This window comes from Patescibacteria group bacterium, assembly GCA_038065255.1.
Taxonomy (GTDB): Bacteria; Patescibacteriota; Patescibacteriia; order JACQRZ01; family JACQRZ01; genus JBBTRI01.
The window spans coordinates 1-16,772 of sequence record JBBTRI010000023.1 but is presented as its reverse complement, the minus strand read 5'-3'; the positions used below and the strand labels follow the sequence as shown (position 1 = coordinate 16,772).

General features: G+C 43.0%; 18 protein-coding genes and 1 tRNA gene. 13 read left to right on the top strand and 6 right to left on the bottom strand.

The features are described from left to right. Both AAB400_04980 and AAB400_04975 read left to right on the top strand, forming a co-directional pair. The coding region (locus AAB400_04980) for a topoisomerase DNA-binding C4 zinc finger domain-containing protein (protein ID MEK7649231.1) at positions 1–774 on the top strand (774 nt) is incomplete at its 5' end. Beyond that, positions 771–1,520, top strand: a complete 750-nt coding sequence (locus AAB400_04975; protein ID MEK7649230.1) for an exodeoxyribonuclease III — start codon at positions 771–773, stop codon at positions 1,518–1,520. The genes AAB400_04980 and AAB400_04975, both read left to right, overlap by 4 nt. Here AAB400_04975 and AAB400_04970 read toward each other — a convergent pair. From AAB400_04970 to rd, 3 genes are read right to left on the bottom strand one after another with little or no spacing between them, the layout of a single operon-like run. Beyond that, positions 1,510–2,097, bottom strand: coding sequence for a Fe-Mn family superoxide dismutase (locus AAB400_04970; GenBank protein MEK7649229.1), 588 nt, complete (start codon positions 2,095–2,097; stop codon positions 1,510–1,512). The two genes, AAB400_04975 and AAB400_04970, sit on opposite strands and share 11 nt — an antisense overlap. A 4-nt stretch (positions 2,098–2,101) precedes the next feature. Next, positions 2,102–2,680 (bottom strand): redoxin domain-containing protein, encoded by a 579-nt coding sequence (locus AAB400_04965; GenBank protein MEK7649228.1) that lies wholly within the window; start codon positions 2,678–2,680, stop codon positions 2,102–2,104. Positions 2,681–2,720: 40 nt separating this feature from the next. Continuing rightward, positions 2,721–2,885, bottom strand: a complete 165-nt coding sequence (gene rd / locus AAB400_04960) for a rubredoxin (GenBank protein ID MEK7649227.1) — start codon at positions 2,883–2,885, stop codon at positions 2,721–2,723. Between the two features lie 112 nt (positions 2,886–2,997). Here rd and AAB400_04955 point away from each other — a divergent pair, with 112 nt between their 5' ends. Both AAB400_04955 and AAB400_04950 read left to right on the top strand, forming a co-directional pair. Beyond that, on the top strand, positions 2,998–4,449 hold the full coding sequence (locus AAB400_04955) for a RelA/SpoT family protein (GenBank protein ID MEK7649226.1): 1,452 nt from the start codon (positions 2,998–3,000) through the stop codon (positions 4,447–4,449). After that, a complete protein-coding gene (locus AAB400_04950; protein MEK7649225.1) occupies positions 4,446–5,789 on the top strand; it encodes a PEGA domain-containing protein in 1,344 nt (447 codons plus the stop codon). The genes AAB400_04955 and AAB400_04950 overlap by 4 nt, the downstream gene beginning before the upstream one ends. Here AAB400_04950 and AAB400_04945 read toward each other — a convergent pair. Next, on the bottom strand, positions 5,740–7,374 hold the full coding sequence (locus AAB400_04945; GenBank protein MEK7649224.1) for an LCP family protein: 1,635 nt from the start codon (positions 7,372–7,374) through the stop codon (positions 5,740–5,742). The two genes, AAB400_04950 and AAB400_04945, sit on opposite strands and share 50 nt — an antisense overlap. Before the next feature lie 85 nt (positions 7,375–7,459). Here AAB400_04945 and AAB400_04940 point away from each other — a divergent pair. The 4 genes from AAB400_04940 to AAB400_04925 all read left to right on the top strand — a co-directional run bounded on the left by AAB400_04940 (position 7,460) and on the right by AAB400_04925 (position 10,961). Then, a tRNA-Val gene (locus AAB400_04940) sits at positions 7,460–7,533 on the top strand. Between the two features lie 164 nt (positions 7,534–7,697). Next, a complete protein-coding gene (gene gmd, locus AAB400_04935) occupies positions 7,698–8,753 on the top strand; it encodes a GDP-mannose 4,6-dehydratase (protein ID MEK7649223.1) in 1,056 nt (351 codons plus the stop codon). Then, complete coding sequence (locus tag AAB400_04930) at positions 8,750–9,715, top strand: GDP-L-fucose synthase (protein ID MEK7649222.1); 966 nt, start codon at positions 8,750–8,752, stop codon at positions 9,713–9,715. Before gmd ends, AAB400_04930 begins: the two co-directional genes overlap by 4 nt. Further along, positions 9,708–10,961: a nucleotide sugar dehydrogenase gene (locus AAB400_04925; GenBank protein ID MEK7649221.1), complete on the top strand. Its 1,254-nt coding sequence runs from the start codon at positions 9,708–9,710 to the stop codon at positions 10,959–10,961. The genes AAB400_04930 and AAB400_04925 overlap by 8 nt, the downstream gene beginning before the upstream one ends. 28 nt (positions 10,962–10,989) lie before the next feature. Here AAB400_04925 and AAB400_04920 read toward each other — a convergent pair whose 3' ends face one another. Both AAB400_04920 and AAB400_04915 read right to left on the bottom strand, forming a co-directional pair. Beyond that, positions 10,990–11,766, bottom strand: coding sequence for a class I SAM-dependent methyltransferase (locus AAB400_04920; protein MEK7649220.1), 777 nt, complete (start codon positions 11,764–11,766; stop codon positions 10,990–10,992). Continuing rightward, the gene (locus AAB400_04915; protein ID MEK7649219.1) at positions 11,763–12,509 is read right to left on the bottom strand and encodes a class I SAM-dependent methyltransferase; all 747 of its coding nucleotides are present in this window, start codon (positions 12,507–12,509) and stop codon (positions 11,763–11,765) included. Before AAB400_04915 ends, AAB400_04920 begins: the two co-directional genes overlap by 4 nt. Before the next feature lie 230 nt (positions 12,510–12,739). Between AAB400_04915 and AAB400_04910 the strand changes: the two genes are divergently transcribed. The 5 genes from AAB400_04910 to AAB400_04890 all read left to right on the top strand — a co-directional run. Beyond that, positions 12,740–13,558, top strand: a complete 819-nt coding sequence (locus AAB400_04910; GenBank protein ID MEK7649218.1) for an ABC transporter permease — start codon at positions 12,740–12,742, stop codon at positions 13,556–13,558. A gap of 6 nt (positions 13,559–13,564) precedes the next feature. Next, complete coding sequence (locus AAB400_04905) at positions 13,565–14,806, top strand: ABC transporter ATP-binding protein (protein ID MEK7649217.1); 1,242 nt, start codon at positions 13,565–13,567, stop codon at positions 14,804–14,806. Positions 14,807–14,810: 4 nt separating this feature from the next. Beyond that, positions 14,811–15,560 carry a hypothetical protein gene (locus tag AAB400_04900; protein MEK7649216.1) on the top strand — a complete coding sequence of 250 codons (750 nt, stop codon included), beginning with the start codon at positions 14,811–14,813 and terminating at the stop codon, positions 15,558–15,560. Between the two features lie 6 nt (positions 15,561–15,566). Beyond that, positions 15,567–16,310, top strand: a complete 744-nt coding sequence (locus AAB400_04895) for a class I SAM-dependent methyltransferase (protein MEK7649215.1) — start codon at positions 15,567–15,569, stop codon at positions 16,308–16,310. 41 nt (positions 16,311–16,351) lie between these two features. After that, positions 16,352–16,772, top strand: a 421-nt coding sequence (locus AAB400_04890; protein ID MEK7649214.1) for a methyltransferase domain-containing protein, incomplete at its 3' end; no start/stop codon positions are given.

Here is a 16,772-nt window from a genome sequence, read left to right as displayed (position 1 = left end):
GAAGCTGGGCTTGTGAAAGCCCTTGAAGAACATGGTATTGGAAGGCCGTCAACGTATGCGCCTACTATCAGCACTATTATCGCACGTAATTATGTGCAACGCGAAGAGGGGCGCCTGAAACCCACCGAGCTTGCATGCATGGTGAACGATTTGCTTGTACAGCACTTCCCTTCAATTGTTGATTATCAGTTTACGGCGCATATGGAGGATTGCTTTGATGAAATCGCAGCGGGAACAAGAGAATGGGTACCTATTTTAAGAGAATTTTATGTGCCTTTTAAGGAGCTTTTAAAACAAAAAGACGCAGAACTCACAAAGGATACTGTTCTTACGGAGACAACAGATGCTGTATGTGAGAAATGCGGCAAGCCCATGCTGGTGCGCATGGGGCGTTATGGGAAATTTATCGCATGTTCAGGATTTCCCGAATGCAAAAACACCAAACAAATCGAAGATGCATCCGAGGGAGGAGATTCTGAACAAGATAAGGAAGAAGCGCCGCAGTGCGAACTCTGCGGAAACGTAATGGTCAAAAAGCGCGGGCGGTTTGGCATGTTCTGGGGTTGCAGTAATTACCCGACGTGTAAAAGTATCAAACCGCTTGCAAAAGATGTATTAGGTCCATGTCCTAAGTGTAGCGCGGGTTCTGTAGTGAAGAAAAGAACCAAGCGCGGCAGAATCTTTTTTGGCTGCAACAAGTATCCTGATTGCGACTATAGCGCATGGACAAAGCCTGGAGATGAAGGCAAGAAGAAGGATGATGAGGATATATGAAACTGATCTCATGGAATGTCAATGGTATTCGAGCAATACAATCCAAGGGGTTTGGCGATGCAATGACAGAAATAAAACCGGATATCCTCTGTCTTCAGGAAACCAAAGCAGAACAGTCGCAAGTTTCTTTGCCTCTGAAGGGGTATCATACGTTTTGGAATTCTGCACAAAAAAAGGGATATTCGGGTACGGCCATTTTCACACGCGAAAAACCTCTCAATGTGTTCTATGGCATTGGGCGAGAAGAGCATGATCAGGAAGGAAGGGTGGTTACTCTGGAATTTAGCGATTTTTTTGTCGTCACTGTGTATGTTCCAAATTCGAAACGTGAATTATTGCGATTGGAGTATCGAATGCAATGGGATAGTGATTTTATGGCATATCTTCTGGCGCTCGATGCTAAAAAACCCGTGATATTCTGTGGTGATCTGAATGTCGCCCACCAGGATATTGATATAGCTCGCCCCAAAGACAATCGGCGTAACCCGGGATTTACCGATGAGGAACGAAACGGATTTACTGCATTACTGAACGCAGGATTTGTCGATACATTTAGATCGCTCCATCCGGAGACCATCAAATATTCTTGGTGGCTGTATATGTTTCAGGCGCGCGCACGAAACGTCGGGTGGCGCATTGATTATGTTTGCACATCCCGTTCACTTGCACCACGCGTACAAGATTCATTTATTCTGAATGAATACTTTGGATCGGACCACTGTCCAGTGGGCGCAATTATTTCGTAGCTGTTTCGAAGCGCTTACTAACCACATCCCAGTCAATCGCATTGAAGAATGCTTCAATGTAGTCAGCGCGCTTGAGGCCGTAATCAAGCATGTAGGCATGCTCGAAGACATCCATCACGAGGAGTGGTACACATCCGGCCAAGTGTCCAACGTCATGCTCATTTATCCAGACGTTAAATAGTTTGTTTGCACCTGCGTCAAAATAGAGGATAACCCAGCCAATGCCGCGTGCTGCTCCCATGGTTCGGAAATCCTTTTCCCACGTTTCTTTATTCCCCCATTCTTCACTGATTTTTTTCAAAAGTTCACACTCACGTATTTGCACCCCGCTGTTTTTCATGTTGTCAAAATACAATTCGTGGAGCCTCATCCCATTGAATTCCCAGCCGAACCGTCTATTAAGCTCGGTATCCACGGGTGTTCCTACCTTTCCCTCTTTTTCTAAGTCAATAAGCAGGTCGTTTAATTTATTAAAATTCGTTACATACCCTTGGTAGAGTGTGAAATGGTTCTTGAGCATCTGATCACTGAATCCCGGGGTGCCCAGGAGGTGAGTATAGTTCTGCACTTCGTACATAGGATTAGATTTTTCCTACTAAATCAAGACCGGGTTTGAGCGTTTCTTTTCCTGGCTGCCAGCTTGCAGGACATACTTCTCCGGCATGAGTGGCAACGTACTGTGCTGCTTTAAGTTTTCGTAAGAGCTCTGCTGCACTTCTGCCGATGCTGTTGTCATTGACTTCATAGGCGCGTAAGACACCATTTGGATCGATGATAAACGTTCCTCGCAACGATACGCCCTGGTGTTCAATGTAGGTGCCAAATGCTTTGGCAAGCGCGCCGGTTGGGTCTGCCGCCATTGGGAATTGAATTTTTTTTATTGAAGGTGAGTTGTCGTGCCATGCTTTGTGGACAAAAACGGTATCTGTGCTGACGCTAACGACTTCTGCGCCAAGCGATTTGATCTCATTATAGTGATCTGCCATTTCCTCGAGCTCTGTGGGGCAGATAAACGTAAAGTCTGCCGGATAAAAGAATAGAATCAGCCATTGTTTTTGGTACTGTTTGAGGGATACTTTGCTGATGGCGTCATTGTGGTAGATTTCAAACTCCGCTGAATCCACCGGCTGGCCGATCGTACTATGTGTGCATTCGTTCATAGAAAAAATTAATTATTATTCTTCATCTTATTCTTATTTCTTATTCTTCAAAGGGTTCAAAGAGATCTTTTGAGACTCCGCAAATAGGACATATCCAATTATTGGGTATGTCTTCGAACGCTGTGCCTGGAGCTATGCCACTGTCAGGATCGCCCTGCTCGGGATCGTAGATGTAGCCACATGGTGTGCAAATGTATTTTTTCATAGAGTATAAAAATTCTACCGTTCTTCGTAAAAGATGTCAACGTTGCCTGGATGTGGAGGGGTTTTCTCTTTTGTGCAGCATGCTACACTAGTGGGTATACCAAAATCATTCTATGATCTACATCGACGATATACTCAATGCAGTAAAAAAGTACAATCCCCAAGCGGATTTTGACCTCATACGCCTTGCATATGAATTTGCAGAAAGCGCGCATCATGGTCAGAAGCGATTGAATGGCGAGGATTATATTTCGCATTGTTTGGGTACGGCAATGATCGTTGCGCATATCAAAATGGATGAAGAGGCGGTCATCGCAAGTCTCCTCCATGATGTTACCGACGAAACAGCCGTTACTATCGAAGATGTTCGGAAAAATTTCGGGGAGGAAGTGGCACATCTTGTTGGGGGCGTAAGCAAGCTTGGCATGGTGAAATATCGCGGAATGGAGCGCTATGTGGAAAATCTGCGCAAGATGTTTGTGAGTATTGCCGATGATATCCGTATTATCATTATAAAATTTGCTGATCGGCTTCATAATCTTCAAACACTTGACGTATTGCCTGTTCAAAAACAATTAAGAATTGCGCGAGAGGTGCTCGAGATTTATGCCCCTATTGCTGACCGCCTCGGTATGGGCGGCATCAAGCAAGATTTGGAAGATGAAGCATTCCGGTATGTTTACCCGGATGATTATAAACAACTTGTCGCGCTCGTACGGCCCAAGCGTGAGCAAAAAGAGCGGTTTTTAGCAAAAATACGGACAACACTTTGGCGGAATTTGGAAGAAGAAGGCATTAAACCATTGGAAATTGAAAGCCGAGTCAAGAGCCTCTATAGCACCTATCTTAAGATGGAAAAGAGAACTAAAATGAGCTTGGATGGCATCTATGACCTTGTTGCAATGCGGGTGATTGTGGATACGATTTCCGACTGCTATGGAGCGCTGGGAGTGATTCATCACCACTGGAAGCCGCTGCCAAATCGTATCAAAGATTACATTGCCCAGCCCAAGCCGAATAACTATCGCTCTCTTCATACCACAGTCTTTTGTGAGCATGGTGAAATCGTGGAATTTCAGATACGAACGCCGGAAATGCATCGTGAGTCCCGTCTTGGAATTGCCGCGCATTGGAACTATAACGAGTCCGGCAAAACATCAAAAAAAATTACCAAAAATCTCGACTGGCTCCAGCAATTACTGAAGCTTGAACAGCAAACAGCTGAAAATTCAAAGGAATACCTGCAATCACTGAAACTGGATATCTTTCAACACCGTATTTTTGTGTTTACGCCAAAAGGAGATGTGATCAATCTGCCGGAAGGATCAACAATGATTGATTTCGCCTACCACATTCATAGTGATATTGGCAGGCGTTGCGTGGGTGCAAAAATCAATGACGCGATTGTTTCGCTTGATACACCTTTGCACAGCGGGGATATGGCTGAAATCATAGCGGATAAACACCGCAAATATCCAAGTAGCGATTGGCTGCGGTTTGTCAAAACACAGGCGGCAAAGACGCATATTCGCGTTCAGCTTCGGGAAGAGCGCAATGCGCTATGAAGCTTGCAAACCGTAGAATATTATTTTTGGGTTTTGTTGTGCTGTTTTGCGGTTCAGCGGTTGGTGTCATTCTCTATACAAATGGGTACCGATACCATCCTAAAAAGAAAAGTATCGAAAAAACCGGCGAGCTAGTTGTAGAGACCATTCCAAATCGAAGCGATATTTACCTCAATGGAGAGAAGGCCTTTTCACATATTTTCGGGTTGCAGGCTGGGCAAGCCCAGACACCGACAACGGTATCCTATCTGCCATCGGGGGATTACCGCCTTGAACTTAAGAAAGAGGGCTATTATCCATGGACTGCAGATATTACCGTATACTCTGGCCGCTCAACCCTTGTCAAAGATAGAGAACTTCTTAAAATGCATGAACCACAACTTTTAGTACAGCAACAGGGAATTGCCGCATTGGAACGTATCGATGCCGCGCGCATCTGCTTTAGTGCCGGAAATGATATTTTTGTATTCAATGAATCAACAAAGCAATCTGAACGGATCTATCACGGCAGCGCGCTTGACCAATCGTTTCTTCTGCCATCTCCGCGTGGAACGAAACTTATTATACGCGATAAGGGTCTGTATCAGATCGTAGATATCGAGAGTGCGGATGTTACTGTTCTTGAGCGCCAATCGCAGTGGAAGGGCATACAATGGCTCAGTGAGCAGCGTCTCCTTGCCACTACCCCCACAAGTGCGCTCGCTATTGCATTGCCATCGCAAAAACAAGAAATCATCTATCGCGGAGCCATTGGTGATAGTGTGCACATAGATGGGGCCGCCATGCTGCTTGTACACAGCAATAATGGTTCTACTCTCCTGCGTGTTTCAGGAGAGCAAGGTATTCAGACAACTGAAATGGCGCATTTCCCCGCTATGTTTAAATCAATTGCCAGTACCTATGATCGCTTGGTAGCCCTGCAAGATAAAAAGAATGATTTGTTTCTCTATGATGCCGCTTCGCCGACTACAGCACTTGTTCAGCTGCCAAAAGGGAGGTTGTATTGGCAATCGCGCAATCGTTTTGCGCTTACTAATGATTTTGAATTGTGGATCTATGAAAAAAGCGGTGACGGCTATCAATCATCGCTTATTACTCGGCAGAGCAATACTATCTCTGACATATTTTTTATCAACGATAGTTCCTATATCTTTTTTGTTTCTGACAAAAAAATTAAAGCCATCGATGTGTCGGTTGCGGGCGCACTTAATAGATATGTTTTTGAAGGGGATGATACTGGTTCGAGTATTCTGTCGAACGATGGTACTCGATTGTACAGTACTACGATGATTAAAGGGGAGCGGGGGCTGTTTGAGGTTGTTGGTCCTTTTCAGCGCTAGCTTTTCTTTTTACGGCATCAAGCCCAAGGATGAGGATAAAGTCGCTCTGGGAAGACCCAATCATTTCCTGTGATGGCGATATATTAAGCGTGGGATTATATGTTCTCAGAAGCTGGTGCAGATGTTGAGGCTTTGCTCCCTTTGACAGGTCAATGAGGATGGTTTTTTCTATACCTCGCGTTGGAGCATTTGCTATTGCATCAATGCTGAATCCCAGAGCTTTGAGTAGCGCAGCATTCTGTGACGCCAATCCTTCTGTTGTTGTGCCATTGCGAAGCGTAATAGTTGCGGATTCGGCATCATCTTGAGGTTCTTGCTGAAGGGGTTCTTGGGTATCTTGCGGCTGAGTATCAGCTGGTATTTCTGCGAGAGGCTGTTCCGATTGGGGTTGTTGTTCGATCGGCTCAGGTTGCTGTGCCGGAAGAGCTTTTTGGTCAAGTTGCTTTTTCTTGGCTAGAAATTGTGATGGCGGATGTTGGGCAGGCGGTAATGGCTCAAGTGCACCAGGCTCAAATACATTCGCTATACGCTGTTTAATAGCCTCATAGGTGCCGTCGCTGGGGCGGAGGACATAGGCCCCTTCTACGATATCGTCATAGACAAGCCCGCTTGCCCCATCGATTGATGTGGATAGTATTTTTTGCTCGTCAATTTGTCGTGCAAATAGGGAGAGACGCATAAGTTCCCACCCTTGAATATTCGTTGCGATGGAATCTTGAAGTTCTCGGATAACAGAAGATATTTTCTGAGGATTGGATAGAAATGAAATGGAGAGGAGTTTATTTTTCAATGCAACAATGACTTTCTGCTGCCGCTTGCTGCGTGCAAAGTCTGAGCCCTCTTGATTGTTGGCACTATGGCGCGAGCGGACAAACTGCAGTGCAGTAGTGCCATCCATCACTTGGGGCCCTTCTTTGAAAGACACAACACGGTATTTATAATTCGGCGCCGGGTAGGAATAGTCGGTGAATGATTTATCAACAGTGATGTCTAAGCCTCCAAGGATATCCACAATTTTTTCAAAGCCTGAAAAATCTATGCGGACGGCATACTGGATTGGTATATTAAAAAGCGTACTGAGTGTGGTACGTGTGAATTCCGCTCCGCCGCCTGCTTGGGCAACCTCGCCAAATGAATTGATTTCATTGATTTTTCGCCACCCATGGGAGGGGATATTGACAACAAGGTCGCGAGGGATGGAAATAAGCGCCAAATCGTGCGTAGAAGGCTTGAGGCTTGCGATAATAATGGTATCGCTCAGGTAGGGGCCGTCATGCAAGGGGCCGCCAATGCCAAGCAGAAGCACATTGATGCGACCATCCTGCTCTCCTGCGAGTGTGCGCTCAGTCCCTGTTGTAAGCGTTTGGACGGGAGCGAAGTTGAGAAATGAGCTCCATGTTTTGGAAAGGGGGGATGTGGCGTTTTGCGACTGCTGATAGGAGAGTACGGTGGTGCCCGTCAGAATAAATGCAATCGAGAACAGTAGCATGAGATACTTGGGGAAAACGAGCTGGTTGACTGTTTCGATGGTGTGGTTTTGCTGTTTGTTATGGATGTCGAGAAGGTCTATTTTGATTTGTTTCATAGAAACGCTACTTCGTTGACAAGAGCTATTTCCCAAGTATACTATGAACAGATTTCTTGTGCAATATGGGCATGTTAGCAAGGTTGGGCGACTAGCTCAGTTGGTTAGAGCGCACCGTTCACATCGGTGAGGTCACAGGTTCGAATCCTGTGTCGCCCATAGAGATTCATTTTAGTAGGCGTATAGCGGGTCCGACACAAATCTGACCAATTCAGAGGCTCAATATGTCTCTTTTGCTGCCATCTAAATGGCTTCAAAAAAGACGTTTAGTTTTATCCTGAAATATAGCTATCACCTCGTTTAAAAGAAAGTTTAAAGAGTATATGAAAAGAGCATTTATCACTGGCATAACCGGACAATCAGGTAGTTATTTAGCGGAAATACTTTTAGAGAAAGGATATGAAGTGCATGGTATGATACGTCGAGCATCTACCTTTAATACTTCTCGAATTGATCATATTTATGCTGATCCACATGATTTTAGCCGACGATTGAAGCTGCATTATGGAGATCTCTCTGATACAAGTGTTATTCGTAAGTTGTTGTATATGGTGGATCCCCAAGAGATATATAATATTGGATCACAGTCGCATGTGCGTGTGAGCTTTGATATTCCTGAATATACGGCATCTGTCACGGGAATAGGGTGTTTACGCATACTCGAAGCCATAAAAGATTATCAAGAAGAAACAGGTAAAAAAATAAAATTTTATCAGGCCTCTTCATCTGAACTTTTTGGAGCGACTCCACCTCCTCAAAATGAACAAACACCTTTTTATCCGCGTAGCCCCTATGCCAACGCAAAGCTTTTCGCTTTTTGGACTACTGTCAATTATCGCGAGGCGTATCAAATTTATGCGGTAAATGGAATTCTTTTTAATCATGAGAGCGAACGTCGCGGTGAAACATTTGTGACACGAAAGATCACTCGGGGCATCGCTCGTATTCTCGCAGGCCTCGATAAAAAAATTTATTTAGGCAATTTGGATGCGCGTCGCGATTGGGGACATGCACGTGACTATATGGAGGCGGCATGGATGATGCTTCAGCAGGATACTCCGGATGACTATGTCATTGGAACAGGAGTATCACACTCCGTACGAGATTTTGTTAAAATTGCTTTTTCAATCGCCGGGATTGATGACTGGGAGAATTATGTTGTGATTGATGAACGTTACTATCGTCCTACAGAAGTTGATCATTTGCAGGCAGATTGGAGCAAGGCAAAGGAGAAGCTTGGTTGGGCGCCAAAAGTAGATTTTCATGAACTTGTTCGTGATATGGTTGAGGCCGATATTAAAAAGCAGCGAGAAAATACCCTACTGCCGTCAGCTACTCATTCGATCCCCTTATTTCAAATAAATAATAAGAATATATGATAGGTAAAAAAATACTTTTAACGGGTGGTGCGGGTTTTCTTGGTAAGTATGTCTATCAAGCACTCCTGCAAAGAGGCGTTCTTGATAGTGATATTATCATTCCTCGTTCTGTGAGCCACGATTTGCGAAAAAAAGAAGTATGTGACGAGGTAGTTAAGGATGCAGATATTGTCATTCATTTGGCTGCAAAAGTAGGGGGTATTGGGTATAATAACAAAAATCCTGGAGATCTTTTTTACGACAATCTTATTATGGGAGTTAATCTTATGGAGTCGGCTCGACAGGCAAACGTGGAGAAGTTTGTCGCCTGTGGGACGATTTGTGCTTATCCGAAATTTACTCCAACACCATTTCGAGAGGAAGATCTTTGGAATGGGTATCCCGAGGAGACCAACGCTCCCTATGGCTTGGCAAAAAAAATGCTTCTTGTGCAATCACAAGCATATCGAAAACAGTTTGGATTTAATGCAATTTATCTCCTTCCTGTGAACTTGTATGGTCCTGGGGATAATTTTAATCCCGACTCCTCACATGTTATTCCAGCGTTAATTAAAAAAGTTCGAGATGCAATGGTATCTGATCAAGATACTATCGAAGTCTGGGGTACCGGAGAGGCTACGCGCGAATTTCTCTATGTAGAGGACGCAGCGGAAGGCATTATTCTTGCTGCCGAGCGTTATAATGATGAACAACCGGTCAATATTGGTGCAGGCAAGGAAATATCTATTCGAGATCTCATTCAGCTGATTTGCTCGCATATGGGCTTTGAAGGAGAAATTCTTTGGAACACAGCACAACCAGATGGTCAGCCACGGAGGAGTCTCGAGACATCACGAGCCCGACAGTTTGGCTTTCAGGCGACAACGGAATTTGAAATAGGCTTACATAAGACCATTGACTGGTATATAGAATCTGTCGCTGCGCTATCAAAAAAATCATCTGAGACCCCATCCCATGAATGAGAGAATGATTCACGAACGTACGGCTCGTATATGTGTTGTTGGGCTAGGATACATTGGGTTGCCGACAGCATGTTTTTTTGCGAAAGCAGGTTTTCGAGTTTACGGATGCGATATAATCGAAGAGAAAGTTGCACTTCTTCAAAATGGACAACTTCCTTTTTGTGAACCCGGACTTGAAGAATTGCTGGCAGAGGGCTTGCAACGCATATCTTTTTCGCGCGAAATACAGGTCGCTGACATATATATAATATGTGTCCCTACACCATTGACGATTGAGAAGAAATCAGATCTTTCATATCTCGTGGCAGCGGTTCAGAATATTCAAACAGTCATAAAAAAAGATGATCTCATTGTTGTCGAGTCAACAATACCACCACGCACTATTGAAGATATTGTTAAACCTTTATTCCATGAGGAGGTATTTCTCGCCCATGCGCCGGAACGCGCAATTCCCGGCAATACCATCATTGAAATAGTCCATAATACCCGTATTGTCGGTGGGGTGGATGGTGAGTCAAGGCATCTTGCTAGGATTCTTTATGAGACATTTGTTAAGAGTGAGGTATATGAGACAGAGGTACGAGTAGCTGAGATCGTAAAAATCATCGAAAATACTTATCGCGATGTCAATATAGGGTTTGCGAATGAAATAGCAAAAATATGCGAGCGAATGGAGTTGAATGTGTGGGATGTTATTCGGCTCGCTAACTTCCATCCGCGGGTTAGTATCCATTTACCGGGTCCAGGCGTGGGAGGACATTGCATACCAATAGATCCTTATTTTTTGCTCAATGATACGCTTCCAGATGGAATGATCGCGGCAGCGAGACTCATTAATAATTCAATGCCTCAGCACGTTGTCTTTACTCTCGAGAACCTTTTAAGGGGGATTGAAAACCCTCTGGTATCGGTATTAGGAATTGCATACAAAAAAAACGTGAGTGATGATCGTGAGAGCCCATCCCTTCAAATTATTGAGCTTTTAAAATTAAGATCAATACGCATGGAGATCTTTGATCCGCTGTGTCAGACAACTCAGCGTTATTCTCTTTCGAATTCATTCAAAGAGGCAACGGAAGGATCTGATTGCATCCTTCTTCTGACCGACCATGATCTTTTTCGAGAGATTGATCCAAGTCAGATAGGTGTTATGCGTACGAAATTGCTCTATGATACCCGGAATGTTTTAAACCATGATCAATGGCGGGCACATGGTTTTCAAATAAATGTTCTTGGTAGTGCCTAAAAAAACAGAAGTTATTTTCGAGGTCACCTTAAGTTCGGATTTGTCCCATCCACCCAGAATCCATCGGCAAAATACTGTCTGAAGCCCAAAAGTAGAGATTGTGTCTGATGGGATATACTGTCTCAAATACCCTTACGTTTTTAAAGTAGGGGGTGAGAAAACGAAATAAATCCTCTTTTGATTTGAATTCGTACTCATGAAGTGAGTGGCTTTTTCCTTCCGTCTTCTCAACAATTGTATAGCCACTGAGACACCCACCATCTTTCAGTCTAGGCTTTATTTCTTTTAAAAGCTCATCAATTTCGGTTTCAGTAAAGTGTTCGATTGCGCCATCCCATATGATCGTATCAAAGACCCCTTGCGGCATAGCATGGCGAATATCTATGGTGAGGAATTGAATATTGGGTGCACTATTGTACTTCTGGGCAAAGCGTATGACATCCTTTTCAAAATCTACTGCCACGATACTTTTTGCTCGAATAGAGTAAAAATTCCGAGCATTAAAGCCATCACCGCAACAAAGTTCTAAAATTTCCCCTTGATCTTTGCAGGCAAGGAGCCCGAAAATACCTCGTTCAAGCCAAAATGGGTAACGGTGCTTTCGCCAGAGATAGAAAAGGTCAATAAAATGATCGAAGTATTCCGGTTGGTTAAAAACACTGTATTCAAAGTAAAATTGCAACCTATGAGTTGCTGCAGTCACTGTTCTCATGAGATGGTTGAGTGAGCAAAGCGTTTTAAGAATACTTTTTTTACCTATCGCTTTTAATAATTTTGGCATGAATCTGACGAGATGTTGTTTCATATAGGAGATTTTGTGAAAATGGATATGAGATCACCCGGGAGGTGTACAAACGAACCACTCTGCTCGAGAAGTGTTAGGTTATTTTTTTCAATGAAATATTTAAACAGCGCACCATCAACATAGGAGCGGAAGGCTGACTTTCGAAGCCACTCTTCATCATATGTCGTATAGGTGCCGGAGTGATGGATAAGTGCGTAGCCTCCAGGCTTTAGAATTCTTTGGAATTCTCGTATGTAGTTTTCCGTGTCAGACGTATTGATGTGAACGAATACATCATAGGACCAGATGGCATTAATTGAGTTATCTGGAATGAAATCCATACATATCTCATCAATGAGATGATAGTCGAGTGTTGTTGCGTCACGAAACCGTTCTCTACATATCTCAAGCACTTTTTCAGATATATCGACAATAATAAGGCGTTGTGAGAGGGGAAGGAGTTCTTGTGTCCATCGGCCACCACCAGGACCAATCTCAAGAACGGTTGATCCAGGAGCTATGTATTTACGCAATACATTATTCAGAAGCTTATTTTTCCACTGTAGTGGATCGAGGTTACTATACTTCTTGGCGTCATACGTCCACTCTTCCCCGCGGTCACCCCAGTCGTATGAGTTCCATATCTGTTTATTCATCTCAAGTGTATGGGTCGACGAAGAGAGTGAATGCTCTCCCGTGATATGTCGTGACTGCTCAATTCGTGACAACCGTTTCTCTAGTGATGTTAAAGGGTATCGGAGCAAAAACTGGCGACATATATAGAGGAGTGTCCATGGTAATCCTCGAGTACGTACCCAGGTACTTATTTTGTATAGCATACACCAAAAAATATTAAGATTTCATTATATATTAATGGATTACCACAGGAAGTGCAAGGAAGCAAATATTTGTGCAAATATTGTGCAAATACTTGACAGATATGCATGAATTGTTAGATTTAGCAGTAAGGAACTCTCAATTATCTACATGCTTCATGATGCAAACTACTGTTATCAAACCAAAGAAAACCTTGACTATTGATACAAAGGAGCTTTGGCGCTATCGCGAGCTCTTTTATTATTTCGGCCTTAGGGATATCATGGTTCGTTATAAACAAACAGCACTTGGCATCGCATGGGCCGTGCTCCAGCCACTCATCATGATGGCAATTCTCAATGTTCTTTTCAGTAAAGTCATCGATGTTGATACGGGGGGCATTCCCTATCCGGTCTTTTCCTTTATCGGACTCCTTTTCTGGTATTACTTTGCAAACTCACTAGGGAGCGCTGCGAACAGTCTTATCGCAGACCAGTCGATTATCAAAAAGGTCTATTTTCCTAAGATCATCCTCCCCCTTGCCTCGACGTTCGTGCACCTCATCGACTTTGGATGCGCATTTATTATTCTGCTTTGTTTAATGCTGTACTATCATATGGTTCCTGGGATTTGGGGGATAGTGCTCCTCATTCCATGCCTTCTTATAACGTTCCTTACTTTCTCAGGTATTGGGCTTATGTTGGCTGCGATAAATGTTAAGTACCGTGACGTGCGCTATGCACTTCCTTTTGGCGTTCAACTCCTCTTTTTTGTAACGCCAATCATGTATCCACTCACTTTTTTGGGATCAAATAACGCTCTATGGTACCTAAATCCCATCGGTAGCAGTATCGAAATTATGCGAGTAGCTTTGACTGGTGCTGGAGATATACAGTGGTACTTATTGAGTAGCGCAGGTATCGTTAGTGTACTCCTATTTCTCTGCGGACTCTTCATTTTTAACAGAACAGAGAAATATTTTGCGGATATTTTATAGACTACTATGAATGCCATTGAAATACGTGATTTAGGAAAACAGTACATAGTACACTCTCGCAACCAGCAGTCATATCATTCATTGCGCGATGATATTATTAGATTTATGAAGGGGCCTTTCACATGGTTATCCGGATCACAGTCGACTGCTATACCTTTTTGGGCGTTGCGTGACATTACCCTTGATGTAGCGAGGGGCGAAGTTCTTGGTATTATTGGTGCTAATGGGGCTGGTAAATCAACACTTCTCAAAATCCTCTCTCGAATTACCTATCCGACCCAGGGAAGTGTCACTATGTGTGGGAATGTGGGAAGTCTCCTTGAGGTGGGAACAGGCTTTCATCCTGAGCTCTCAGGAAGGGAGAATATATATCTCAATGGCAGTATCCTTGGAATGCCAAAAAGCGAGATAGATAGAAAATTTGACGAGATTGTAGATTTTTCTGGCATAGAGCAGTTCCTCGATACCCCAGTTAAATATTATTCCAGTGGCATGTCTGTGCGTCTTGCATTCTCCGTAGCAGCACACCTTGAGCCAGATATTCTTATTGTTGATGAGGTCCTTGCAGTAGGGGATGCAGACTTTCAAAAAAAGTCACTTGGGAAGATGGAGCAAATCACCAAAGGTGAGGGGCGAACTATCTTATTCGTAAGCCATAATATGGCAGCGATCAACAGTCTCTGTAAAAAAGTCGTACTTCTCAGTCATGGAATGATTACAAAGATTGGGAGCACACAGGACGTAATCGACTATTACCTGAACGATGCGTCTCATCTAAGTTGTGATCCGTTATCGGAGAGAACAGATAGGGAGGGTACCGGAAAGATACGATTTACATCAATTGAAATACTAGGGCCAAATGGAGACGCTCGAGTTGAAACGGGAAAACCCTTTCGTGTCAGACTTCATTTTGATACTTATCAGCAGGGCGAGAAGCTCTCTAATGTTGCTTTCGCATTTTCGATCAACGATGTTTCAGGTAATATTCTCACGTTTTGGACAGAGACGTCTTGTTCAAACTATTTAGTTACTCAAGGTATGAATTCCGTTGAGTGTGAGATTGAAGTATGCCCGTTGGTTCACGGAGAGTATCATGTGAATGTCTATGCAGCCGCTCATGGAGTGATTGCAGATTACGTCCTAAATGCGGAACGATTTTCCATTGATGACTCAGATTATTTTATAAATGGAAGACGGGATCATGAGAGTCATCCACGATATGTGGCTAAACATGTGTGGAGGGCGTAGTAATATGAAAGCAATGTCGTTAAAATTCAAAAGATATTTTAAATTGAGCAACTATCTCAATGCCGCGCTGAATTTTTTTAGGATTGTCATGTCATGGTCATTTTTTTTCCTGCGTAAGCCAACAGGATTGAAATACTTTGCGCCTTGGTTCTTTTCGCTTCACCCACATCAAAGTGCCCTGAGAGACGAGCAACCATGGATAGAATATGAAGTTTGTGAATTTTTAGAATCATTTCTAAAAAATGACATGACTGTATTTGAATGGGGATGTGGGGGGTCGACACTCTTCATAGCCCAAAGAGTGAAAAAAATCATTTCTGTGGAGCATGATGGGCGGTGGTATGAACGAGTTCGCCAGGACTTAACTACAAAAAAAATAGATAATTGTAATCTTATACTTCATCAGCAGGAAGAGAATGAGAGGGGAGTGAGTGATGCACGACAGTATAAATCATCGGCACACGAGTACACAGGGATGAATTTCAAAAAATATTGCAGGACAATCGAAATGTATCCTGATAATTTTTTTGACCTGGTATTCATTGATGGCAGAGCTCGGAACGCCTGTGTATGTCTAGCGCTAAAAAAGATTAAAACCGAAGGTCTTCTTATTCTTGACGATTCTGAACGGAGCGACTATCAGAAAACGCTTGATGAAGTTTCAGTAAGCGGATATTTACGAAAAGATTTTTTTGGTCCCGTACCCTATATTACGATGTTTGCACAAACGACGATATTTCAAAAGGTGTCATAGTCATATATGAATGCCGCTAAAAAAACAGTAACTTTCGGTTGGCGTAATGTAATAAAACCTCTTTTGGGAAGGATAAATTTTTTATATCTCAAACTCTATATTCTAAGGGGATATTCAGGTGAAAGGAGAATTGATTATCAAAGACGCTTTGTGGAATTCGATATCGCGCCTGGAGAAAAAGTTCTTGACGTTGGAAGTGGGGGAGAGCCATTCATATATGCAACGCATTTGTGCGATCCAAATCCAGGGAAAACTCAGCATCGCTATAATGACCTTAAAACGGATAACAAGCTTTTTGCACAGGCAAGCGCAGAAAATCTTCCCTATGGCACAAAGGAATTTGATTTTGTTTACAGTGCGCATGTTCTTGAACATGTGGATGATCCGGCAAAGGCATGTGATGAGATTATGCGTGTAGGGAAACGAGGATATATCGAGACCCCAACCCGTATGTCAGATATTATGAGTAACTTTACGCGCCTCCCCAACTTCCATAAGTGGCATGTGACCCGTATTGGAAATACGCTTGTTTTCAATGAGTATCAAGATTATGAACAACGAGATATGGGTACTGATGAATTTTATCACATGGTCCATGCGATCTACCCAAATGCAATACAGAGAATGTTTAAGGTAAATAATGACCTTTTTACGAATATGTTTCTTTGGTCGGGTGGATTTAATTATTTTGTTTTCAACAAGAAGGGTGAGTTAATCTCATCTTTTGTCTATACTGATACAAATACATAGTATGATATGCCTAAATCGTAGAACTAATATTTTTTCATTATATGCTTGCTAGAATTCGTGCTAAAGCTCGAGGTATTTCTCATGGCCCACTTCTATACTACGCCTTAAACATGGGGCTTATTCACGATCAACGAGAAGGAGTTAGTCTTGGAGGGGGTGGTGTTAGGATACGTGGTTATTGGGATATTGATATCTGTCATTCATCAGATCTTGTTATGGATCTTTCAAAGAAACCAATGCCCTTTCGCGAGCAATCAATGAAGTATGCAGTATGTATTAGTGTGATAAGCTACTTCCCTTATGATAAAGCCTCTTTTTTGATAAAAGAAATATTTAGAGTTCTTAAAAAGGGAGGAATCGTTCGTTTTGGCGCTCCAGACTTACACCTTCTCGCAAAAAAATATGTCGAGGGTGATCGCGAATTTTTTTTCCAAAAACTTCCAAATGGTCACGATCGATTTG